Below are 22,452 nucleotides of genomic sequence, written 5' to 3'. Positions count from 1 at the left end.
ATGAAAGGCGACTTCGCACGCGTCAGCTTCGATCCGACCCTGCATTACAGCCAGGTGTTCCAGCAACAGGGCCGGGTGCTGCTGGAGGCGGACTGGAACGAACAGGCGCATATCCAGCTGCACCTGCTGCGCACCCTGGTGCGCGACCTGGTGGGTCCGTGCTGGGCGGCGGGAAGCGGCTTCGCCATCACCAGCAGCACCAACGCGGACGGCAGCAGCAAGCCGCTGCCGCTGACCGACTGGCAGCTGGCGCCGGGGCACTTCTACGTCGACGGCATCCTGTGCGTGAACGAGGCCGCATGCACGCTGGCGCAACAGCCCAATGCGCCCACGCCCGACTACGGCGTGGCCGACGGCAAGAGCGGCTTCGAGAACCCGCCGGCGGGTTTTGCGCTGTGGCTGGACGTGTGGGAGCGGCACTTGTGCGCGGTGGAGGCGCCGGGCATCGCCGACGCGGCGCTGGATGGCATCGACACCGCTTCGCGCGCGCAGGTCGTGTGGCAATTGCGCCTGCTCGACCAGTCGCGGGCGCAGCAGTGGCTCGGTGATGTCACCACCGCGCTGAATACGCGCAAGCAGGCCGCCGGCAGTTCCGCCGACGCCACCGCAATCGGGCAGCAGCTGGCCGAGGTGGCGCAATTGCTCAAGGGTCTCGGCGGCGGCCAGGGCAATACTTCGCCCTGCGCGCTGGTGCGCCAGCTGCTCGGCGCGCGCGCGGCGTATGCGTTGCCGCAGTTGCGCGCGGAACTGGGCCCGCAGGAGTCCGACAACGATCCCTGCGTGATCGCCGCCGACGCGCGCTATCGCGGTTGCGAGAACCAGCTGTACCGGGTCGAGGTCCACCAGGGCGGGCCGGCCGGTACCGCCAGCTTCAAGTGGTCGCGCGAGAACGGCTCGGTGGTGTTCCCGGTCGAAGGCAGCAACCTGGGCGCGACGGCGGACGACGGCAGCGCGCAACTGGTGGTGACCCTGGCCCGGCTAGGCCGCGACGCCCGTCTCGGGCTGGCGGCGAACGACTGGGTCGAGCTGGTCGACGACGGCTACACGCTGGGGCAGCGCACGTATCCGCTGCTGCAGGTGGTCGCGGTCGACCCGCCGAACAGCAGCGTCACCCTGAACGTGCCGAAGAACGTCACGCCGTGGCCGCTGGACGACGACCCGCGCCGGCATCCGCTGCTGCGCCGCTGGGACCAGCGCGAGGCGGTGAACGCGCAAGGCGTGCTGGCCGTGGCCGAGGGCGCGCCGATCGCGCTGGAGGACGGCATCCAGGTCACGTTCGCGCCGGGCGGCGTATACGCCACCGGCGACTACTGGCTGATTCCCGCACGCGTGGCCGGCAACGGCCAGCTCGACTGGCCGATGATCGGCACCACGCCGGCCGCCTTGCCGCCGCGTGGATTGCATCACTACGCGGCACTCGGCGTCACCGGCGACAACGGCGGCTACAATGAATGCTGCTGCCGCTTCGACTCGCTGTGCGAGCTGTTGCAGGCCGGGCGCAGCCAGTTGGCCGGAAAGGCCGCCGACGCCGTGGCGACGCCGGCCACGACGAAGAAGATGCGGACGAAGGTGGCGACCGGCATGCCGTGAAGCCTGGACAGGCCGGTGCAAGGGAAAGTCCGCGAAAATTGGGAGCCGACGCCGGGGTGACGTAGCATTCACCCCGCAAGTCTTCCCGAGACGCTCTGAAATGACCGAAAACCATCATCCCGCCGCGGATGGAATGCCTGGGCCGGTGGGGCACCCTGCCTCGCCGTGGCGGCTATCGGTTGCCCCCATGATGGACTGGACCGATCGGCACTGCCGCTACTTCCATCGGCTGCTGACGCCGCGGGCGCGGCTGTATACCGAGATGGTGACCAGTGCGGCGCTGGTGCGCGGCAGGCAGCTGCGCCTGCTCGAGCACAGCCAGCAGGAGCATCCGCTGGCCCTGCAACTGGGCGGCAGCGAGCCGCACGAACTGGCGCAGGCGGCGCGCTTCGGCGTCGAAGCCGGCTACGACGAGATCAACCTCAACGTGGGCTGTCCGTCGGACCGGGTGCAATCGGGCCGCTTCGGTGCCTGCCTGATGCGCGAACCGGCGCTGGTGGCCGATTGCGTCAAGGCGATGCGCGATGCGGTCGCGGATTCCGGCCGGCCCGTCCCGGTGACGGTGAAGTGCCGCATCGGCGTGGACGACCAGGACGACTACGCCGGCCTGCAGCACTTCACCGAGCTGATGCTGCAAGCCGGCGTCGGGGTGCTGGTGGTGCACGCGCGCAAGGCCTGGCTCCAGGGCCTGTCGCCGAAGGAGAACCGCGAGGTGCCGCCGCTGGACTACGAGCGGGTGTACCGGCTCAAGCGCGAATTCCCCGGGCTGGCGGTGGTGATCAACGGCGGCATCACCACGGTGGCGCAGGTGCAGGCGCACCTGGCGCAGCTGGACGGGGTGATGCTGGGCCGCGCGGCGTACCACGATCCGTACCTGCTGGCGCAGGTCGAGCATGCGCTGCACGGCGAGCCGCTGCCCACCCGCGAAAGCGTGCTGCAGCGCCTGCGGCCGTACGTCGAGGCCGAGCTGGCGCGCGGCACCGCGCTGAAGCACATCAGCCGGCACCTGCTGGGCCTGTACCAGGGCGAGCCGGGCGCGCGAGGCTTCCGCCGCATCCTCAGCGAGGGTGCGCACCTGCCGGGCGCCGGCTGGGCGCTGATCGAGCGGGCGCTGGCGCCGCGCCCGGTCGCGGCGTGACAGCGCACGCCCGTCCGGTCAGTATTCAGCTGCGGTTCCCTAGGCTGAACGGCAACCGGAGCCGAATCCGGCATGGAATCCAGGCAACGATGTCGAAGCAACGCCTCCCGCTGGTCCTGACACTGCTGCTGATCGCAGCCGGCGGCGCGCACGCGGCCCAGCCGGCCGCGCCGTCGTTGACGCTGGAGCAGGCGGTGGCCAAGGTGCAGCGGGAGACCGGCGGCAAGGTGCTGTCGGCTGATCCGCGCAAATTCGGTCGTCACACCGAATACCGTATCAAGGTACTCGACCCGGATGGTCACGTGCGGGTGGTGGCCGTACCGGCCGACGTCCCCCGGGGCGGTCCGCCGGTGGCGGCGCCGATCGACCCGCCCCGGGGCAATCCGGCCCCGGTTGACTCGATTCCGCGTCCGGCCATCATCGACTTAGGCAACAGAGGGAGACACTAATGCGCATCCTGTTGGTGGAGGACGAGGCGCCGTTGCGCGAGACGCTGGCGGCGCGCCTGAAACGCGACGGCTTCGCCGTCGATGCGGCGCAGGATGGCGAGGAGGGCATCTACCTCGGCCGCGAGGTGCCGTTCGACCTGGCGATCATCGACCTGGGCCTGCCCAAGATGTCCGGCATGGAGCTGGTCAAGGCGCTGCGCGAGCACGGCCAGCGCTATCCGATCCTGATCCTGACCGCGCGCGGCAGCTGGCAGGACAAGGTCGAGGGGCTGAAGCACGGCGCCGACGACTACCTGGTGAAGCCGTTCCACGTCGAGGAACTGCTGGCGCGCATCAACGCGCTGGTGCGCCGCGCCAGCGGCTGGTCGAAGCCGATCCTGGCCTGCGGCATGATCAAGCTGGACACCACCGCGCAGACGGTGACGGTGGAAGGCAAGCTGGTCGACCTCACCAGCTACGAGTACAAGGTGCTGGAGTACCTGATGCTGCATGCCGGCGAACTGGTTTCCAAGGCCGACCTCACCGAACACATCTACCAGCAGGATTTCGACCGCGACTCCAACGTGCTGGAAGTGTTCATCGGCCGCCTGCGGCGCAAGCTCGACCCGGAAGGCACCCTCAAACCCATCGAGACGGTACGTGGACGCGGATACCGCTTTGCCATACCGCGCACTGACGGCGACGACGAGTGAGACGAAGCCGCCGAGCCGCCCGCTGTCGCTGGCGGCTCGCGCGGCGATCGCCACCAGCTTCGTGCTGGCCGGGTTTCTCGGCCTGGTCGGGCTGACCCTCACGCAGACCAACAAGGCGCGCGCACTGCAGACGCTGCATGACCGGCTCGAGAACTTCGCGATCGCGTACATCACCAATACCGACGTCAACCGGTACGGCAAGCTGCTGCCGCCGGATACGCCGCCGGACCCCAACTTCTCGCGGCCGGGTTCGGGCCTGTACGCCGTGGCGATCGGCGACGGCTTCCACTGGGAGTCCTCGTCGGCGATCGGCCGCGACTTCACCTTCCTGAAACCGCTGAAGCCGGGCCAGAGCCAGTTCGTCGGCCCGATCAACACGCGCATGGGGCGGCTGTACTACTACAGCTACGGCGTGGCGTTCGACGCGCCGAACAAGAAGGTCGTAAGGCTCACCATGATGGTGGCGCAGACCGAGGACCAGCTCGAAGGCGAGAACGCGGTCTTCCGCCATACCCTGGTGATCTGGCTGTCGATCCTCGGCGTGATGCTGATCGTGCTGCAACTGCTGCTGCTGCGCTGGAGCCTGACCCCGCTGCGCGAGGTGGCCAGCGACATGAGCCGGGTCGAGCGCGGCGACAGCGAGCAGCTGGACAGCCAGTACCCGCTGGAGCTGACCGGCCTGACCGAGCGCATCAACGCGTTCATCACCAACGAACGCGAGCAGCGCACGCGCTACCGGCACACGCTGGCCGACCTGGCGCACAGCCTGAAGACGCCGCTGGCGGTGATCCGCTCACAGCTGGAATCGCCGACGGCGGGAGACGAGGCGGCGCGGCGCGCCAGCGTGCTCGACCAGGTGCGGCGGATGAATGAGCTGGTCGCCTACCAGTTGTCGCGCGCGGCCACCTCCGGTCGGCAGACGTTCGCCAGCGCGGTGCCGATCGCCGGCCATGCCGAGGACCTGGTGCAGGGCCTGGAGAAGGTTTACGCGGCGAAGAACGTGTTGTGCGAATTCGACATCGAGGATGGCGCGGTGTTCTACGGCGAGCAGGGCGACCTGCTGGAGCTGATGGGCAACCTGCTGGAGAACGCGTTCAAGTGGGCCGGTCACCGCGTGCTGCTGGTGGTGAAGATGCGCGCGCAGGCGGGCCGGCAGCGGCCCGGCCTGTGGCTGAGTGTGGAAGACGACGGCCCCGGCATCGCCGAAGACAAGATCGAGAAGGTGCTGCAGCGCGGCGTGCGCGGCGACGAGCGGGTGCAGGGCCACGGCATCGGCCTGTCGATCGTGCAGGACATCGTGCACGCCTACCGCGGCGAGCTGGTGGTGGACCGCTCGCCCGAGTTCGGCGGCGCGCGCTTCTGCGTGAGCCTGGCGGCGAGCTGAGCCGGTTGTTTCAGCGCGCGCGGCAGAAGCCGGCCGGTTCGCAGCCTTCGGCCGGCGAGCGGCCGTAGAACCTTTCCAGCAATTCGGCGACCCCGGGCTCCGCCTCGCGCAGCAGTGCCGGCTGCGAGTAGTGCAGCTCGCTGACCACGGCGAAGTACTCGGCGGCGCTCTCGGTGGCGTACGGGTCGATCGGGCTGTCGTAGCCGTGTTCCGGCATCGCGGCCAGCCGGTCGTAGGCCTGCTGGAACTGATGGATCCAGCGCCGCCGCGGGATGTCCACCAGCGGCGGCACGCCGTCGGGCGGGCCATCGAGCATGTCCAGCTTGTGCGCCATCTCGTGCACGACCACGTTGTAGCCGTCCCATGGCTGCTCCAGGTCCAGCTGCACGTCGGCCAGCGACAGCACCAGCGGGCCGTGTTCCCACGCCTCGCCGATGCGCACCTCGTCGCCCTCGGTGACCACGCCGGTGCGGTCGTCGTGGTGGCTGCGGCGCACCTTGAACTCGCCCGGATAGATCAGCACCTCGCGCCAGCCGCGCAGGCTGGCTGCGCCCTGCTGCAGCGCCGGCAGGCAGGCCTGCATGGCGATCAGCAGGCGCCAGTAGTCGTCCAGCACGGCGCCGGCCAGCGCGTGGAAGCGTTTGCGGGCGAGGAACAGCGCGGAGAGCCGGCGCAGCTGCAACTGCCGTTCCGGATCCAGCCGGCGCGCCAGCGGGCAGCCGGCGATGGCGCGTCGCCACAGCGGATCGGCAATCGGTGCAGGTTCAAGATGCGCCCGCAGGGAGTGCCACCAAGACCCCGGCATGACGCCGAGCGCTTACTGGATGGATCCAGGCAGCAGCGATTGCCAGCCCAGATGCGGCCGGCGGGTTGACGCCGGGGCGGAGGAGGCGCCGCCGGAGCGGTCGTTGCCGTTGCCGGAACCGCTGCCGGAGTTGTCGCGGCTGTCGGTCTGCGGGCAGTCGCGGGCCAGTCCAACGGCATCGCCGCCGCTGCCGGCGTTGCCGTCGCGGGTGCCGGCGCCGTCGAGTGCGGCGTGCGGGGAATTGTCCAGATCCTGGGTGCCTGCGCTTGCCGCCGCGGCGCCGCCGATCCCGGCGATGCCCAAGGCGCAACCGATAAGCCAGTGGGTGACACGCATGGCGATCAAACTCCTTGACCTCACAAGCGAAGGCCTCGATCGTCTCAGAAACCCCGGCGCCCTGCCAGTGCTGCCGGCTGTGCCGGACGCGGCGCCGGGCATGGCCGGCGGATGCCGCATGGCGGGTCGCCCGGGCTAGAATCCGCCGATGTTCAGCCCGATCCGACCCTCTCCATTCCCCGGCCGCCGGCCCGCCGCCCTCGTGCGCGGGGCCTGCTGATGCAGCCGGTGCAGTTGCTGGCGCTGCTGGCCGATGGCGAACCCTTGTCCGGCGCCCGTCTCGCCGCGCAAGCCGGGATGACCCGTGCGGCGATCTGGAAGCAGGTCGAGGCGTTGCGTGCCCGTGGCGTGCCGGTCGAGGCGCGCGGCGCGGCCGGCTACCAGCTGCCGTGGCCGTTGCAGATGCTCGATGCCGCGCGGATTCGTGCCGCCCTGCCGGCGGCGGAGGCGCGCGCGCTGGGTGCGCTGGAGGTGCACTGGGAGCTGGATTCCACCTCCAGCGAGCTGCAGCGCCGCGGCGCCGCCGCCGGGGATTTCAGCGTGGTGCTGGCCGAGACCCAGAGCGCCGGACGCGGCCGGCGTGGCCGCGAGTGGCTGTCGCCGCCGGGGCTCAATCTCTATATGTCCTGCCTCAAGCGCTTCGATGCGGGCTTTGCCGCGCTGAGCGGGCTGTCGCTGGCGGTCGGGGTGATCGTGCTGCGTGCGCTGGAGCACCTCGGCATCGCCGGCGCCGGCCTGAAGTGGCCGAACGACGTGCTGGCCGCCGCGGGCGGCAAGCTGGGCGGCATCCTGGTCGAGCTGAACGGCGAGTACCAAGGGCCGTGCGCGGCGATCATCGGCATCGGCCTCAACCTGCGGCTGACCCCGGCACTGCGCGCGCAGGCCGGCCAGCCGGCCTGCGACCTCGCTGGCCTGGCTGGCGGCATTCCGCCGGATCGCAACCGCGTGGCGGCGGCGTTGATCGCGGCGCTGGTCGACGGTCTGCGGCAGTTCGAGCGCGACGGTTTCGCCGCGTTCGGCGCGGACTACGCCAGATACGACCTGCTGCACGGGCAGTCGTTGCAGCTGAGCGGCGCACTGGGTGCGTTCGACGGCGTCGGCGCGGGCGTGGACACACGCGGTGCCCTGCAGGTGCGCATGGCCGACGGCAGCGTGCGGCGGATCGACAGCGCGGACGTCACGGTGCGTCGTTCATGAGGCTGCTGCTCGACCTGGGCAACACCCGGCTGAAGTGGGCGCTGCAGGTGCAGGCGGATGGCTGGCTGGCGCGCGGCGCGGTGGACTGGCGCGAAGACGCGGCACGCGTGCTGGAGGCCGCCTGGGCCGGTCTGCCGGCACCGTTGCGGGTGGTCGGCGCGTCGGTCGTCGATGCCGCGCGCGAGGCGCAGGTGGCGGCTGTGGCGCAACGCTGCTTCGGCCGCGCGCCGGAATGGCTGCGCACGCCATCCGGCGCCTGCGGAGTGCGCAATGCGTACGCCGAGCCGGCGCGGCTGGGCGTCGATCGTTTCCTGGTGATGGTCGCGGCGCATGCCGGCGGTCACGCGCCCTGCGTGCTGGCCGGCGTCGGCACCGCGCTCACGCTGGATGCGCTGGCAGCCGACGGGCAGCACCTGGGCGGGTTGATCGCGCCGGGTCCGCAGCTGATGCAGCAGTCGCTGCGGGACGCCACGGCGCAGGTGCGGCCGGAACGGCCCGGCGCGATCGTGGATCTGGCCGACAACACCGCCGACGCGGTGGCCTCGGGTTGCTGGCAGGCCGCCGCCGCCCTGGTCGAGCGCTTCGCCCTGCGCGCGGCGCCCCGGCTCGGCGCCACGCCCGAACTGATCCTCGGTGGGGGCGATGCGGCGCAGCTGTTGCCGCTGCTGTCGCTGCCGGCCCGGCTCAGCCAGGACGGCGTGCTGCGCGGCCTGGCCGTGTGGGCCCGTGCGTTCGAGGCCGGCGGCGCCCTCTAGAATGACGACAGTTGCCGTTTGAGGGGATCCGATGTTGCTGCGTCTGCTGTTCGTTCTGTTGATCGCGCTGAATATCGCGGTAGGCGCATGGCTGCTGCTGGGGCAACCGTATGCCCGCGGCGGCAGCCCCAGCGATCCGGGCGTGGCGCAACTGCGCCTGCTGTCGGAGTTGCCGGTGCCGGCCCAGACCGCGCCGCCGGTTGCCGCGCCGCCCGCCGTTGCCGCCGCGGCGCCGCGCAACCCGAGCTACAGCTGTCTTGCGCTGGGGCCGTTCGCCACTCCGCAGGATCTGCGCAATGCGCGGCAGGCCCTGGCTGCGCAGGCCACGCGCATGCGCTCGCGCCAGGAGCAGACCAGCCAGACCAGTGGCTGGTGGGTCTACCTGCCGGCGGCCGGCAGCCGCGCCCAGGCGCTGGAAACTGCCCGGCAGCTCGCCGGGCACGACATCAGCGACTACTTCGTGGTCAACTCCGGCGACCAGCCCAACACGATTTCGCTGGGCCTGTTCCGGGATCCGGCGAACGCGCGCAAGCGCCGCGACGAGATCGCCGCGGCCGGCTTTCCGGCCCGCATGAGCGAGCGCAGCGAGAGCGTGCCCGAATACTGGCTCGACCTGGTGGTCGCCGGCGGCGGCAACTTCGACTGGCGCAGCCGCGTCCGCACCAACGGCATCGGCTCGCACAGCACCGTCTGCTTCTGACGAGCCGCTGGCCGGCCGCCGAGCGCGCCACCACGCGGCCTGCTAGAATCCGCCACCTCCGCCGGCATAGCTCAGTTGGTAGAGCAACTGATTTGTAATCAGTAGGTCGCGGGTTCGATTCCTGCTGCCGGCACCAGAATGCAGGTTTCGAAGGCCGCCCCCGGGCGGCCTTCGTCGTTCCGGGTGGATGCTGAATGGATCCGATCGCCCTTAACGCGACCATCGCGCATCGTCGACTTCGGTCGATCCACCCTCAGGCATTCCACCGGCGCGAGGGCACGTCACATGGGCACGTTGTACGTGGTGCAGGGTTTCCACGAGATGGACGGGGATGTCGTCGCGGACAAGCCGATCCTGCATGGCCTCGAGCAGCTGGCGCTGACGCGCGGCCAGATGCTGGCGGATCATTTCGATGGCGTGCTGGTGTACGCGCAGGCAGCCGACGTCGATCGTGGCGAATATTCCGAGCCGGTCATCCTGGCCAAGTACGGCCGCGTGCCGCATCCGGAACGGCAGAGCCTGGGCCGGTCGGGCTAGCTAGCGGTGCCCCGCGTCCCGGGACGCATGCGCACAGCAGGCGTAGGTCGGCGCCGACATACGCGTCGAGCGGTTCCCGCCAGACTGGGCGACGCTGGGAATACACGATCTTCCGCCCATGGGGAGGCGACGGTGGGTGTTCCGGGCGACGTCCTTGTCCGGGGATATGGCGATGCGTGTTGTCTTGACCATCAAGGAAAGCAGCCACGGCCTGTGGCGCATCTGCAGCGGAAAAGCACTGCTGTACGACCAGTTGCGCTTCGCGCCCGCGATCCGGTTGGCCCGCGGGCTGGCGCGCGATGAGCATGCCAGCTCGGGCCGCACGGTCAGCGTCGAGTTGAGCTGCGCGGAGTTCACCATCGCCCTGGTGCAGTACGCGGGGCCGGGCGCATCCCGCCGCGCCGCGGCGTGAGGGCCGCCTTCGGCCGCCGCCGCCCCGGACGGTTTCGCGGCGCGGCGGTGCTGGCTGCTCGCGGCGTTCCCGTGCCGGGACGTGGACGTGCCCGTCCAAAATGAGAAATGCGTGTGCACGTAGCGTGAAAGCTTGCTAGGATCGGCGCCGACGGCTGCGCAGGGGCAGCTCGGGGTGACTGGTATGCAAACGTTGTTTGTACATTCCGCCTTCTGGCGTGGAGTGTCGCTGTTTGCAGGGATGCTGTTTGGCAAGATCGCAAGGAACAAGAATTCCGGCGGGGTCTATCACGGCGGGGATCTGGTGTCCTGGCATCCGGGCGCGCGTTCGCGCCGCGAAGACGAGCTGGTGCGAAGTCGCCAGATCGGGCTCCCCTAGACGAACAGCCCCGGTATCGGGTATCGGCGGTGCGACGGCAGGCGTGATCGCGTGATCGCGTGTGGAGGTTCGTCTCGGTTTCGGTCACGGGCAATCATGTCCATCTCATTGCGGCCGTTGCCGGTCCGCTTCGGCACTGCGCGCGTGTTCGTCGCTGGCCGCAGCCGCGTCGGCACGGTCGGATTCCGGCAACATGATGAAGATGAACGTCACCGTGAAGATGCGGATGCCGGGTGCGGGCGACATGCCGGCGCAGACCACCGGCCAGTTCGCAGGCATGTCCGGGGATCGCGGCATGCGCGCGATGCCGCAGCGGCAGAGGGACTGCGCCGTCGGCGACTGCCGGCAGGCGGCGATGCAGTCAGCCGCCACGCGACCTGCGGCGGCGATCCGCCGAGGACGGCCGGTGACGCACGCTTCGAACTGCCGCCGGCGGCAACATCCGCGGCAGTGTCCGCGGACAGCAGCGTCGGTGGCCACGGCATGCTCATGGACACGACGCATGCGGGCGAACGTACCGGTGGCGGCGACTGCGCCGCGAGCCAGCAGAAACATTGAGCGGATGCGCCGGCGGCGCCCGGGCGGGCCGGCCGTGGCCCCGTGACGGTCGCGCACCTGCGTGGGCCCGGTTGCTGCGGGCCGGGGCGTGTCTCTCGGCGGGGCGGGGTCGTTCCGGTAGACTCCGAAGGATTCGCGACGAGCCGGTCGCGCAGGCCCCTCCCGGCAGGAACGGCGACGAGTTGTTCGGAGCGGCATGAGGCCGCTTTCGTCTGGCCAGGGTCGGCGTCTGCCGTCATGCATCAGGTAAACACAGGCATATGGACAAACAGACCGTTTCATTGATCGGCGTGCCGACCGACATCGGCGCCGGCCATCGCGGTGCCGCGATGGGGCCGGAGGCGCTGCGCGTGGCCAGGCTGGCGGAAAAACTGGAGCGTCGCGGGCTGAAGGTGATCGACCGCGGCAACCTGCAGGGCCCGCTCAACCCGTGGCAGCCGCCCGAACACGGCTATCGCCACCTGGACGAGGTGGTTGCATGGAATACGGCCGTCTATGCGGCTGTTCACCAGGAGCTGCAGGCCGGGCGCCTGCCCATCATGCTCGGCGGCGACCACTCCTTGGCGATCGGCTCGATCTCGGCGGTGGCGCGCCATTGCCACGACGAGGGCAAGCGGCTGCGCGTGCTGTGGCTGGATGCGCATACCGATTTCAACACGGCGCAAGCCACGCCCAGCGGGAACATCCATGGCATGCCGGTGGCCTGCCTGTGCGGCGTCGGCCCGGAAGGTCTTACCGGGCTCAGCGGCAGCACGCCGGCGACCACGCCGGACGTGTTCCGCTACATCGGCATCCGTTCGGTCGACGAGGGCGAGAAGCAGCTGGTACGCGAGGCGAACATGCAGGTGCACGACATGCGCCATATCGACGAGATCGGCATGAAGCGCGTGATGGAGGAGGCGCTGGCCGGGCTCGACGAGCACACCCACCTGCACGTGAGCTTCGACGTCGACTTCCTCGACCCAAGCATCGCGCCGGGCGTGGGCACCACCGTGCGCGGCGGGCCGAATTACCGCGAGGCGCAGTTGTGCATGGAGATGATCGCCGATGCGGGGCGCGTGGCGTCGCTGGACATCGTCGAGCTGAACCCGGCCTTCGACAAGCGCAACCAGACCGCGAAGCTGGCGGTGGACCTGGTCGAATCGCTGTTCGGCAAGTCCACGCTGATCCGCTGAAGCGGAACGGATAGGTTCCGGCGCGACCGGAGGGGCCGTGCCGGAGGGTCGCTCATTCCTCGACGAGCCTGGCGTCCGGCGCGTTCGCCGCCACCGAGGCGATGCCGGCATCGCGCGAGCGCTCGCTCTCGTACATCTCGCTGCTGCCGATGACCTGGTGATTGGCGGCTTTCAGGTTGAAGTGGAACTTGCCGTTGGTCGAGATCTTCTTCTCGTAGCGCGCCGCATCCGGCGCGTTCTTGCGTACTGACTCGATGCCGTTGCGCGCGCCGGCCTTGTCCTTGTATCCCTCGCTCTTGAGGATGATCTCGCCGTTGCCGGCCTTGAGGTTGAAGTACGTCTCGCCGTTCTTGCCGGTGAACATCGTGAATTTGCCGCTCATCAGCTTCGATCTTCTTGCCATGGTCGGGTCGGCAGAATCTGGACCGGTTCGCGTGATTTTTTTGGGAAGGATGCCGCCAGTCGCCGCGGCTGGCCGGTCGAGCGGTTTTGCCGGATGTCGTAGACTGGCGCTTTACCTGCGCGGCACAGCATGAATACCCGAGTCCTCACCGGCATCACCACCACCGGCACGCCGCACCTGGGCAATTACGTGGGCGCGATCCGCCCGGCCGTCGAGGCCAGCCGGCGCGACGACGTGGACGCGTTCTTCTTCCTTGCCGACTACCACGCGCTGATCAAGAGCGACGACGCCGCGCGGATCGAGCGCTCGCGGCTGGAGATCGCCGCCACCTGGCTGGCCGCCGGCCTGGACCCGCAGCGGGTCACCTTCTACCGCCAGTCGGACATCCCGGAAATCCCGGAGTTGACCTGGTTCCTCACCTGCATCGCCTCGAAGGGCATGCTCAACCGCGCGCACGCGTACAAGGCCGCGGTGGACAAGAACACCGCGGTGGGCGAGGACGCCGATGCCGGCATCACCGCCGGGCTGTACATGTACCCGGTGCTGATGGCGGCCGACATCCTGGCGTTCGACGCGAACCAGGTGCCGGTGGGGCGCGACCAGATCCAGCACATCGAGATGGCGCGCGACCTCGGCCAGCGTTTCAACCATCTGCACGGCGACGAGTTCTTCGTCCTGCCGGAGGCGCTGATCGAGGAGCAGGTGGCCACGCTGCCGGGCCTGGACGGCCGCAAGATGTCGAAGAGCTACGACAACACGATCCCGCTGTTCGCCGGCGGCGGGAAGCAGCTGCGCGAGACGATCATGCGCATCGTCACCGACTCGCGGGCGCCCGGCGAGCCGAAGGATCCGGACAGCTCCGCGCTGTTCACCATCTTCCGCGCGTTCGCCAGCGAGGCCGAGACCGCGGCGTTCCGCCAGGCCCTGCTGGAGGGCATCGGCTGGGGCGAGGCGAAGCAGGTGTTGTACGAACGGGTCGAGGCCGACGTGGCGCCGATGCGCGAACGCTACGAGGCGCTGATGGCGGATCCCGCCGCGATCGAGGCGATCCTGCGGCAGGGCGCGCAGAAGGCGCGCGCAATCGCCACGCCGAAGGTGGCCGCATTGCGCGGCGTGCTGGGGCTGCGCGCGATGACCACCGCGCCGGCACGCGCCGGCCAGCCGAAAGCTGCGCCGAAGCCAGGCAAGATGCCGCGCTTCGCCAGCTTCCGCGACGCCGACGGCAGTTTCCGCTTCCGCCTGTTCTCCGCGGATGGCGAGGAGCTGCTGCTGTCGAAGCCGTTTGCCGATCCGAAGGCCGCCGGTGCGCTGCAGAAACGCCTCAAGGGGCTGGGCACCGCCGCCGTGCTGCAGGTCCAGCCTCGGGCCCTGGTGCTGGAGCTGGATGGCGCGCCGGTCGCCACGACGCCGGAGTACCACGAGGAGCAGGCACGCGACGAAGCGCTGGCGCGTCTGCGCGAAGCGCTGGATCTGCTCGCCCTCGCCGCGCAGGAGTGATGCGCGGCGTGTCCCCTTTTCCGCAGAGTCCGTAACCCATGCGCTTTCTCGCCATCCTGCTGCTCGCCCCGTGGCTGCTGATTCTCGGCTGGGCCTACTGGGCCTACCCGAAGAACCTGCCGCGCACGTCGGGGCGGCGGATCTTCGATTTCACCGCCCTGCTGCTGGCCGCGGTGGCCACGGTGCAAGGCGCCGTGCTGGGATTCGAGGGAGCCGGGAAGCCGGTCGCCGGCGAGTTCGGTCCGGCCAGCGGCGCGATCTGGCAGCAGGTGCTGCCGGCGTTGTACGGCTATGGCGCCTGCGTCGCCGTGCTGGCGGTGGCGATGATCGTGCGCCACGTCATCTTCCGCCGCGGCGCGGGCTGAGCCGGGCCGAGCGATGCGTCCGGCGTGGTCGATATCCCGGCCAGCAGCGGACGCATCGCGGCTCGAACGGCGCCCGCGACCGCAAACCGGCCACGCGGCATCGGCATCCATCCCCGGGCCGTGGGTCTGTCCGCAGGGAATCGGCAGTGGCGCACAAAGCGTATCGTAATATCTTGCGAATCATGCACTTGCCGGTCACCGGCAGGATTTTCCGTGGGATACTCGGCCGCCAGCCGTGGGGAGCCATGACAAGCATGTCGCGGGACGGCTGGTCGTCATCGGTTTGCGCGTAGCGCCCGATTGTCAGCCGTGCGGGTGCCGTATGCGTGATCCGATCCATTAGACAGATCCATGCATCTTCACTGGAGGGGAATACATGTCACCATGCAAATTGGGAGGCGTGGGCGTCGTGCTGTGCGCAGCCGTCAGCCTGGCCGCCGTGGGCACCGCCCGCGCCGACACCATCGGATCACCCGAAGTCACTTCGGCGAAACACGACACGCTGCATTCGCTGCGCGGCACCATGCCGCGGCCGGACGATTTCTCCAAGAGCGGGCGCAACCATCCGGCACGCCCGCTGCCCTGGCTGGATGGCCCCGGCACCCCGAGCGACGGCGCCGTGCAAAGCACGACCACCGGCGTTGCCGCGCCCACGCTCGGTTCCGGCATCGATGGCGTCGGCAATGGCTTCAGCGGGCCGCAAGGCACGTTCACCGTGAACAGTGCGCCGCCCGATACCAACGGTGCCGTCGGGGCGACCCAGTACGTGCAGATCGTCAACAGCGGCTTTGCGGTGTTCGACAAGGCGACCAAGTCGGTGACCTACGGCCCGGTGCTCACCAAGACCCTGTGGTCCGGCTTCGGCGGTCCTTGCGAAGCGGACAACGACGGTGATGCCACCGTGGTCTACGACAAGGCAGCCGGTCGCTGGGTGATCTCGCAGTTCGCGGTCACCGCCGCGCCCTACTTCGAGTGCGTGGCGGTCTCCGCCACCAGCGACGCCACCGGTGCCTACTACCGCTACGCGTTCCCGTACGGCAGCACGTTCCCGGACTACCCGAAGATGGGTGTGTGGCCGGATGCGTACTACGAGACGTTCAACATGTTCAACGGCAACACGTTCGCCGGCGCGAAGCTGTGCGCCTACGACCGCAATGCCATGTTGAGCGGCGCCGCGGCCACCCAGCAGTGCTTCCAGCTCTCCACCTCCTACGGTGGCGTGCTGCCGGCCGACCTGGACGGCTCCACCGCGCCGCCGGCGGGTTCGCCGAACTACCTGATGAACTTCACCGCGAACCAGCTCAACCTGTGGAAGTTCCACGTCGACTGGAGCAACACCGCCAACACCACGCTGACCGGCCCGGTCGCCATCCCGGTGGCATCGTTCGCCACGGCGTGCGGCGGCGGCACCTGCGTGCCGCAGGCTGGCGTATCGCAGAAGCTAGACTCGCTGGCCGACCGCCTGATGTTCCGCCTGGCCTACCGCCACTTCACCGACCACGAATCGCTGGTGGTCACCCACTCGGTGAAGGTCGGCACGACCAGGCAGAACCCGTACACAGGCGTGCGCTGGTACGAAGTCCGCAGCCCGGGCACCACGCCGGTGGTCTACCAGCAGTCCACCTTCTCGCCCGACAACACCTATCGCTGGCTGGGCTCGGTGGCGATGGACAAGCAGGGCAACATGGCGCTGGGTTACAGCGCTTCCAGCAGCGGCATCCATCCGGCCATCCGCTACACCGGCCGCCTGGCGACCGATGCGCTGAGCACCATGCAGGCCGAGAACAGCATCATCGAAGGCCTGGGCTCGCAGAGCGGCAGCAACCTGTCGCGCTGGGGCGACTACAGTGCGATGACCATCGATCCGGTGGACGACTGCACGTTCTGGTACACCAGCGAGTACCTGAACACCACCGGTGCGTTCAACTGGAGCACGCGGATCGCGTCGTTCAAGTTCCCGACCTGCCAGTAAGTCGGAGCTTCCGTCCCGCACGCAGTGCGGGACGGGAGTCTTGCAGACGAAAGGAGACGGGGCCGCCTTCGGGCGGCCTCGTTTTTTTGCGGGTCATTCACCGCCGGCGGCTTCGCGGGGCCTCACTCCCAGCGGTTGAGGTGCGGGCCGAATGCCTCGCGCTGCCGGCGCACCACGCAGAAGCGATGGCCGCTCGGCGCCTCCAGCACCCACCAGCGCCCGCGCACGAACGCGATGCAGCGTGCGCCCAGCTGCTCCAGCCGCGCCACCTCGGCGTCGAGGTCGTCGGTCTCGATGTCCAGGTGCACGCGGCTGGCATGATCCACCTTCTGCAGCAGGATGATCGGTTCGTCGGGGGCGGTCTGCAGCTCCGCGTACTTGCCGTCGCCGTCCTGATCGACGCTGGCGATCGGCTTGCCCAGCGCCCGGCTCCAGAAATCGGTGACCGGCGCGAGCTCGTCGACCTGGCAGTCGATGACGATGGTGCAGAGTCGGCTGTGGTGCATGGGATGCCTCCGTCGGGTGGTCGATACGTGCGCAGCGATGCAGTACGAGAATACGCCGCATGATCCCGCTCAAATATCTCCAGGCCTACCCCGCCACCTTGCAGGACAAGGTGCGCGACCTGATCGCGCAGGAGCGCCTGGGCGAGCACCTGGCGAAGCGTTATCCGGACCGCCATGAGGTGCAGAGCGACAAGGCGCTGTACGCCTACGTGGCGGTGTTGAAGCAGCAGCACCTGAAGAACGCGCCGGGCATCGACAAGGTGCTGTACGACAGCAAGCTCGACGTGCTGCGCAACGCGCTGGGCCTGCACACCGCGATCTCGCGCGTGCAGGGCGGCAAGCTCAAGGCGAAGAAGGAGATCCGCGTGGCCAGCCTGTTCAAGGCCGCCGCGCCGGAGTTCCTGCAGATGATCGTGGTGCACGAACTGGCGCACCTGAAGGAGCTCGATCACAACAAGGCGTTCTACCAGGTGTGCACGTACATGCTGCCGGACTACCACCAGTGGGAGTTCGACCTGCGTGTCTACCTGACCTGGCGCGAACTGCCTTCGACGAACGCCGCGGGCAACCGGGAGTGACGATGGACAGCGCAGCGTTGCAGAAATACTTGTTGCGGTTGTTCGAACGCCACGACGTGGAACTCGATGCGGGCGAGGACGGCTGGCTGGTCACCGACGGTGATTTCCCGGCAATCCGCGCCCAGTGGCACGAGGGCGAGGCGGGCGAGCCGGGGCGCCTGGATGTCGACGTGGTGCTGGACGAGGAGCGCCGCATCGAGGAGAGCTTCGCCGGCATCGGCGACGGCGAAGCCGGTTGCCGCGACGCGCTGCGCACCTTGGAGCAGAATGTGTTCCACCCACTGCTGGCCGCCTGCTGGTACGTCACCGACGACCGCAAGATGCGAATCGCCGCGTGGGATATCGGCGTGCGCACGTGGGACGTGTTCATCGGCCCGTTCAGCGTGCGCGGCGCGGACGCCGCGAGCATGCCGGCCGAAGCGCTGCTGTCGATCGAGGCGGCACTGAAACACGAGGCGTTGACCCCCGAACTGCACTGGCTGCGGCTGGTGCACAGCCATGGCGCCGAGGGCGATTCGTGCTGCGAGGCGCTGCTCGACAACGAACCATGGACGGCGGGAACGCTGGCATTGACCGCCGTTCCGTGGCCGCACGGCGGCGACTACAGCGCACGCTGCTTCCTGCTGCTGGACGTGCGCGACTACTGATCGATGGATAAAAAAGATCGCGGTACCCGAGGTTCGAAGCGTCGCGCTGCTCGGATGGGGGATGTCACGGGTAACGGACGAACTTTGTCCGCTTGCCGGTTGTGCGCAAGACACATGTGAAACGGCCATCTCACTTTCGATGGTGCCATGGCGAATGGACTCACGTCGGCTGCACAAAGGACGTCCTATCGTGACACGCATGTGTTCGGCCTCAATAGAACTCTGTCGCTCCAGATTCTAGGGAAGGGCGCAAACGACGCAGATGTTTCGTGTGGCTGGCGCAAGGGGGCACCGGCGAATTCATGAAGCAGATCGCTTCGGTAAGAGCTCAAAGGCTTGATTGACGGCTGCGTTTTCGATGGCGGAGGTCCGGCATCGCCAGCGTTTCCTCGCACTCTCTATCGTCAATTTGAAGTGGCCTCACTACATGGTGATGGCGCACGGGCTGTTCGTGACCTGATTTCATGTCGCGGAACCCAGAACTGCGTCCGTCGCCCCGAAATTTGCCGCCGCAGAACCTATCAGCGTCTTTGCCGCAGGGCCACGCATATAGGTAAGCGAAGCCCTCGCCAGGATGTCTGTCATGAAAAGAGCCGCACTATTTCCGCTGATACTGCTGGCAATCAATCAAGGTGTGCTGGCCCAGGCACTTCCCGGTGCCGGCAGCCAGCTGCAGCAACTGCCGCATATCCCGGCATCGCAGCCGACCGCACCCGATATCCGTATCGAAGAGGCGCCTGCACAGCCCACGCCTGATTCGGGCTCGGTCAGGGTGCGGGTCATGGTCTTGCACGTCACCGGCGCGCGCGTTTTTTCAGAAGCGAAGCTGGTGGCTGCCGCCGGCTTCAGGCCTGGGGCACAGTTGTCTCTGGCGGATATGCAGGAGATGGCTGCTCGCATCACCGATTTCTACCACCGTCAAGGCTACTTTGTGGCGCGGGCGTATCTGCCGGCACAGAAGGTTTCCGACAATGCGGTGACCATCGCTGTCAGCGAAGGCAGATATGGCAAGGTGACCGTGCACAACAGCACGAATCTGTCCGATACGCTTGCCCAGAGCAAGCTGGATGGGTTGAACCGTGGCGATCCGATTACGATCAAGCCATTGGAAAGCCGTCTGCTGCTGCTCTCGGATGTGCCTGGTGTGAAGGTCTCCTCGACGCTGGCACCAGGGACCGATCCGGGTAGTTCGGATCTGATGGTCGATATCACGCCCGGGCGGCGGGTTACGGGGAGCGTGTTTGCGGACAATGCAGGCAACCCCTATACCGGCCAGTACCGCATTGGAGCGACAGTCAACGTCAATGATCCCTTCGGGCGTGGCGACGTCGCCAGCGTGAGTGCGCTGACGTCGGGCAGGGGGCTTCGCTACGGACTCGCGTCCTACCAGACGCAGATCGGTCTGGCCACGGTGGGGGTGTCCTACAGCAAGCTTGCCTACAAACTGGGCGGGCACTTCAGAGCGCTCGACGCGCACGGTTCGGCGGAGGTGGCCAGCGTCTATGGTTTCTATCCGCTGCTGCGATCGCGGGCTACCAACCTCACCGCCGGATTCGTCTACGAGGACAGAACTCTTCGGGACGACATCGATCTGTTTCATTCCGTCAATGAGCGAAAGTTGCACGTGGCGGCCGCACAGCTGTACGGCAACCATCAGGACAACTTCGCGGGCGGTGGCTTGACCAGTTTCTTTGTAAGCATCTCGGGCGGCTCGGTCGACATCCGCACGCCTGCGGCACGAGCTGCGGATGCCATCGGTGCGCAGTCCAACGGTCGGTATGGCAAGTTGTGGTTCGACGTGACGCGGCTGCAGCGTGTCACCGACCTGGTGTCGCTGTACGGCAGCTTCACCGGGCAGCTCGCGTCGAAGAATCTGGATCCCTCGGAACAGATGGTTCTTGGTGGCATGGGTGGTATCCGCGCCTATCCGCAAGGGGAAGGCTATGGCGACCATGGCTACCTGGCCAGCCTGGAAGCGCGCCTGCTGCTCGCCGGCCTTTCCGGCCATGTGCCAGGTCAGGTGCATCTGCTTGGTTTTGTGGATAACGGGCACGTCGTGATCAACGAACATCCCTGGTATCCCGGACCCAACAGCAGAACGCTGAGCAGCGTTGGCGTCGGTGCGACTTGGGAGGATCCGGGCAATTTCCTGGTCAGGATGTACTACGCGCAGAAGCTTGGCAGCGGTCCGGCTCTATCGGCCCCTGACAGGTCAGGGCGCTTCTGGGTTCAGGTGGTCAAGTACTTCTGATCCCGTCCGGCCGCGACGCACGTCCCTCAAAGCATTCGAGAATTCGCCATGAAACCCATTGATCGTCCTTTCCAGAACAAACACGCCGCTAGCGCAGCATCGCCTTCCGCGACCGCCACACCACCACCTCGTATCAACACCCGGTCGGGCGCCGCCAAGGGCGGTGGCTTGGCGTCACTGGCCGTGCGGGCGCTGGCCGGATCGCAGATGCTGGCGCTGGCCACCATGGTCCACGCGACCAATCCCGTGGGCGGCGTGGTAATCGCGGGACGCGCCAACATCAGCGGCAACGTCACCACCACGACGATCGTTCAGTCCAGTGCCAACGTCATCATCGATTGGCAGAGTTTCAGCATTGGCGCCGGCAATACTGTGCAGTTCGTGCAACCCGGCAGTACGTCGGTGGCATTGAACCGCGTGATGGGTGGTGGTTCGTCGCTTATCGATGGAAGCCTCACCGCCAATGGCAAGGTCTTCTTGATCAATCCGAACGGCATCCTGTTCGGCAAGGGCGCATCGGTGAATGTGGGCGGCCTGGTGGCGTCCACCCTGGGCATCAGCGATGCAGATTTCATGGCTGGGCACTACGCATTCAGCGGCGCCAGTGCCGGCTCGGTCGTCAACCAGGGTCACATCAATGCAGCCGATGGTGGCTATGTGGCAATGATGGGAGGCAGGGTCAGCAACCAGGGCGTCATCTCGGCCCGGCTGGGCAATGTGGCCTTGGCCGGCGGGGAGGCGATCACTTTGGACATGGCAGGTGATGGCCTGTTGAACGTGTCCGTATCGCGAGGCGCAGTCAATGCGCTGGTGAGCAACGGCGGCATGATCCTGGCTGATGGGGGTCATGCGCTGCTGACGACGCAGGCGGCCGGCAACCTGCTCGACACCGTCGTCAACAACACCGGGATCATCCAGGCGCAGACGATCGAGAATCACGGTGGCACGATCATGCTTCTGGGGGACATGCAAAGCGGCAGCGTGGATGTCGGCGGGACCTTGGATGCAAGCGCGCCGAATGGCGGTTCCGGGGGAGTGGTCGAAACCTCGGCGGCCCACGTCAACGTCGGCGGCGGAGCGCTGGTCAATACATTCGCGCCCTTGGGACGGACCGGACAGTGGCGGATTGATCCACAGGACTTCACGGTAGGCAGCGCGCCGACCGACAACATTTCAGGCGCAACGCTCTCGGCTTCGCTGGTCACCAACAACATCACCATCGACACTACCTCCAATACAGGAACGGGCAACGGCGATATATTCATCAACGATGCGGTGAGCTGGACAGCCAGCGGTGCGCCCACCACCCTGACCCTGAATGCCAATCGCGACGTGAACATCAACGCTTCGGTCACTGCCACCGATGGCAATTTTTCGGTCTGCTGCGGGCGTGACATCAACGTCGGCAAAGCCATTACCACCACCAACGGCAGCGTCAAGCTCAATGCGGGCCACGATGTCAATCAGGACGCGGCGATCACGGTGACGGACGGCAACCTGCTGCTGTGCGCGGGCAACAACGTCAATGTTTTTGCTGCGCTCACGCTGACCCGAGGCACCGCTGACCCGACCCGGAGCCTTGGCCTGCCGCTAGGCATGACCCTGAGCGCCGATACCAACGGCATCGGCCCTGGTACCCCGGGCGGTACGGTCGTATTCGCTCCCTTGGCTCCGCCGGCAGCTGTCACCAAAGCGCCGGTCAATATCTACTACAACCCGGTTTCCTATACGGCACCCACGGATTATTCGACCAAGTTCACTCTCACCGAGGGCGCGGCACTCACTCAATACATGCTGGTTTTCGCCACCGGTGGCGACAAGACCTATGACGGAACCACGGCAACCCGGCTGACCGGGTTGGCGGGTGGCCCGACAGGGGTGACGTTGGTCGCCGGTAGCGGCAGCAGCGCAAACTTCGCTTCACCTGACGTGGGTGTGGCCAAAGGAATCTCCTATAGCGGTTACACCTTGGCAGGCCCCAACGCAGGTGCCTACGCGCTGCCGCTGAATTGCTGTGGACCGGTGTTCGCCCATACCACCGGAACGATCACTGCAGCAGCCCCAGCCCCAGCCCCAGCCCCAGCCCCAGCTCCAGCTCCAGCTCCAGCTCCAGCTCCAGCTCCAGCC

24 protein-coding genes and 1 tRNA gene are annotated in these 22,452 nt (G+C 67.7%); 20 read left to right on the top strand and 5 right to left on the bottom strand.

Annotation, left to right across the window (positions count from 1 at the left end):
- The 5 genes from RHOFW104R8_RS14730 to RHOFW104R8_RS14710 all read left to right on the top strand — a co-directional run bounded on the left by RHOFW104R8_RS14730 (position 1) and on the right by RHOFW104R8_RS14710 (position 5,253).
- Positions 1-1,590: a DUF6519 domain-containing protein gene (locus RHOFW104R8_RS14730; protein ID WP_235604280.1), complete on the top strand. Its 1,590-nt coding sequence runs from the start codon at positions 1-3 to the stop codon at positions 1,588-1,590.
- Between the two features lie 133 nt (positions 1,591-1,723).
- Positions 1,724-2,728 carry a tRNA dihydrouridine(20/20a) synthase DusA gene (gene dusA / locus RHOFW104R8_RS14725; protein ID WP_068095889.1) on the top strand — a complete coding sequence of 335 codons (1,005 nt, stop codon included), beginning with the start codon at positions 1,724-1,726 and terminating at the stop codon, positions 2,726-2,728.
- A gap of 89 nt (positions 2,729-2,817) precedes the next feature.
- Positions 2,818-3,177: a PepSY domain-containing protein gene (locus tag RHOFW104R8_RS14720; RefSeq protein ID WP_153021740.1), complete on the top strand. Its 360-nt coding sequence runs from the start codon at positions 2,818-2,820 to the stop codon at positions 3,175-3,177.
- On the top strand, positions 3,177-3,869 hold the full coding sequence (locus RHOFW104R8_RS14715; protein WP_068095854.1) for a response regulator transcription factor: 693 nt from the start codon (positions 3,177-3,179) through the stop codon (positions 3,867-3,869). The genes RHOFW104R8_RS14720 and RHOFW104R8_RS14715 overlap by 1 nt, the downstream gene beginning before the upstream one ends.
- Positions 3,835-5,253: an ATP-binding protein gene (locus RHOFW104R8_RS14710; protein WP_068095852.1), complete on the top strand. Its 1,419-nt coding sequence runs from the start codon at positions 3,835-3,837 to the stop codon at positions 5,251-5,253. Before RHOFW104R8_RS14715 ends, RHOFW104R8_RS14710 begins: the two co-directional genes overlap by 35 nt.
- Positions 5,254-5,263: 10 nt before the next feature.
- On the opposite strand, the gene RHOFW104R8_RS14705 is transcribed toward RHOFW104R8_RS14710, so the two are convergent.
- A complete protein-coding gene (locus RHOFW104R8_RS14705; protein WP_068095851.1) occupies positions 5,264-6,058 on the bottom strand; it encodes a zinc-dependent peptidase in 795 nt (264 codons plus the stop codon).
- 12 nt (positions 6,059-6,070) lie between these two features.
- Entirely contained in the window at positions 6,071-6,394 is a 324-nt protein-coding gene (locus tag RHOFW104R8_RS14700) for a hypothetical protein (protein ID WP_068095887.1), read from the bottom strand.
- Between the two features lie 219 nt (positions 6,395-6,613).
- Here RHOFW104R8_RS14700 and RHOFW104R8_RS14695 point away from each other — a divergent pair, with 219 nt between their 5' ends.
- From RHOFW104R8_RS14695 to RHOFW104R8_RS17500, 7 genes are all read left to right on the top strand, one after another.
- Positions 6,614-7,591, top strand: coding sequence for a biotin--[acetyl-CoA-carboxylase] ligase (locus RHOFW104R8_RS14695; RefSeq protein WP_068095850.1), 978 nt, complete (start codon positions 6,614-6,616; stop codon positions 7,589-7,591).
- Positions 7,588-8,346 carry a type III pantothenate kinase gene (locus RHOFW104R8_RS14690; RefSeq protein ID WP_068095848.1) on the top strand — a complete coding sequence of 253 codons (759 nt, stop codon included), beginning with the start codon at positions 7,588-7,590 and terminating at the stop codon, positions 8,344-8,346. The genes RHOFW104R8_RS14695 and RHOFW104R8_RS14690 overlap by 4 nt, the downstream gene beginning before the upstream one ends.
- Positions 8,347-8,377: 31 nt before the next feature.
- Positions 8,378-9,046, top strand: a complete 669-nt coding sequence (locus tag RHOFW104R8_RS14685; protein WP_068095846.1) for an SPOR domain-containing protein — start codon at positions 8,378-8,380, stop codon at positions 9,044-9,046.
- A gap of 60 nt (positions 9,047-9,106) precedes the next feature.
- A tRNA-Thr gene (locus RHOFW104R8_RS14680) sits at positions 9,107-9,182 on the top strand.
- Between the two features lie 149 nt (positions 9,183-9,331).
- Complete coding sequence (locus RHOFW104R8_RS14675) at positions 9,332-9,583, top strand: hypothetical protein (RefSeq protein WP_068095844.1); 252 nt, start codon at positions 9,332-9,334, stop codon at positions 9,581-9,583.
- 172 nt (positions 9,584-9,755) lie between these two features.
- Positions 9,756-9,995 (top strand): hypothetical protein, encoded by a 240-nt coding sequence (locus RHOFW104R8_RS14670; RefSeq protein ID WP_068095885.1) that lies wholly within the window; start codon positions 9,756-9,758, stop codon positions 9,993-9,995.
- A gap of 183 nt (positions 9,996-10,178) precedes the next feature.
- Positions 10,179-10,373, top strand: a complete 195-nt coding sequence (locus tag RHOFW104R8_RS17500) for a hypothetical protein (RefSeq protein WP_153021739.1) — start codon at positions 10,179-10,181, stop codon at positions 10,371-10,373.
- A gap of 105 nt (positions 10,374-10,478) precedes the next feature.
- On the opposite strand, the gene RHOFW104R8_RS17495 is transcribed toward RHOFW104R8_RS17500, so the two are convergent.
- Complete coding sequence (locus RHOFW104R8_RS17495; protein ID WP_153021738.1) at positions 10,479-10,853, bottom strand: hypothetical protein; 375 nt, start codon at positions 10,851-10,853, stop codon at positions 10,479-10,481.
- A gap of 338 nt (positions 10,854-11,191) precedes the next feature.
- On the opposite strand from RHOFW104R8_RS17495, the gene rocF reads away from it, so the two are divergent.
- Entirely contained in the window at positions 11,192-12,106 is a 915-nt protein-coding gene (gene rocF, locus RHOFW104R8_RS14665; RefSeq protein ID WP_068095842.1) for an arginase, read from the top strand.
- A gap of 52 nt (positions 12,107-12,158) precedes the next feature.
- Here rocF and RHOFW104R8_RS14660 read toward each other — a convergent pair whose 3' ends face one another.
- Positions 12,159-12,488, bottom strand: coding sequence for a YegP family protein (locus RHOFW104R8_RS14660; RefSeq protein WP_068095841.1), 330 nt, complete (start codon positions 12,486-12,488; stop codon positions 12,159-12,161).
- 150 nt (positions 12,489-12,638) lie between these two features.
- On the opposite strand from RHOFW104R8_RS14660, the gene RHOFW104R8_RS14655 reads away from it, so the two are divergent.
- The 3 genes from RHOFW104R8_RS14655 to RHOFW104R8_RS14645 all read left to right on the top strand — a co-directional run bounded on the left by RHOFW104R8_RS14655 (position 12,639) and on the right by RHOFW104R8_RS14645 (position 16,343).
- Positions 12,639-14,006, top strand: a complete 1,368-nt coding sequence (locus RHOFW104R8_RS14655; protein ID WP_068095840.1) for a tryptophan--tRNA ligase — start codon at positions 12,639-12,641, stop codon at positions 14,004-14,006.
- A 38-nt stretch (positions 14,007-14,044) separates the two neighbouring features.
- The gene (locus RHOFW104R8_RS14650; RefSeq protein ID WP_068095838.1) at positions 14,045-14,371 is read left to right on the top strand and encodes a hypothetical protein; all 327 of its coding nucleotides are present in this window, start codon (positions 14,045-14,047) and stop codon (positions 14,369-14,371) included.
- A 376-nt stretch (positions 14,372-14,747) separates the two neighbouring features.
- On the top strand, positions 14,748-16,343 hold the full coding sequence (locus RHOFW104R8_RS14645) for a hypothetical protein (RefSeq protein ID WP_068095837.1): 1,596 nt from the start codon (positions 14,748-14,750) through the stop codon (positions 16,341-16,343).
- Positions 16,344-16,465: 122 nt separating this feature from the next.
- Here RHOFW104R8_RS14645 and RHOFW104R8_RS14640 read toward each other — a convergent pair whose 3' ends face one another.
- Complete coding sequence (locus tag RHOFW104R8_RS14640; protein WP_068095836.1) at positions 16,466-16,849, bottom strand: VOC family protein; 384 nt, start codon at positions 16,847-16,849, stop codon at positions 16,466-16,468.
- Positions 16,850-16,908: 59 nt separating this feature from the next.
- On the opposite strand from RHOFW104R8_RS14640, the gene RHOFW104R8_RS14635 reads away from it, so the two are divergent.
- From RHOFW104R8_RS14635 to RHOFW104R8_RS14620, 4 genes are all read left to right on the top strand, one after another.
- Positions 16,909-17,427, top strand: a complete 519-nt coding sequence (locus RHOFW104R8_RS14635) for a M48 family metallopeptidase (protein WP_068095835.1) — start codon at positions 16,909-16,911, stop codon at positions 17,425-17,427.
- Between the two features lie 2 nt (positions 17,428-17,429).
- Complete coding sequence (locus RHOFW104R8_RS14630; RefSeq protein WP_068095834.1) at positions 17,430-18,074, top strand: DUF6348 family protein; 645 nt, start codon at positions 17,430-17,432, stop codon at positions 18,072-18,074.
- A gap of 583 nt (positions 18,075-18,657) precedes the next feature.
- The gene (locus RHOFW104R8_RS14625; RefSeq protein ID WP_068095832.1) at positions 18,658-20,325 is read left to right on the top strand and encodes a ShlB/FhaC/HecB family hemolysin secretion/activation protein; all 1,668 of its coding nucleotides are present in this window, start codon (positions 18,658-18,660) and stop codon (positions 20,323-20,325) included.
- A 48-nt stretch (positions 20,326-20,373) separates the two neighbouring features.
- Positions 20,374-22,452 (top strand): filamentous hemagglutinin N-terminal domain-containing protein (locus tag RHOFW104R8_RS14620; protein ID WP_201030311.1); only part of this gene is annotated, 2,079 nt, incomplete at its 3' end.

This window comes from Rhodanobacter sp. FW104-R8, from assembly GCF_001617365.1.
In the GTDB taxonomy this organism is placed as follows: Bacteria; Pseudomonadota; Gammaproteobacteria; order Xanthomonadales; family Rhodanobacteraceae; genus Rhodanobacter.
This window is presented reverse-complemented; position numbering and strand designations above follow the sequence as displayed.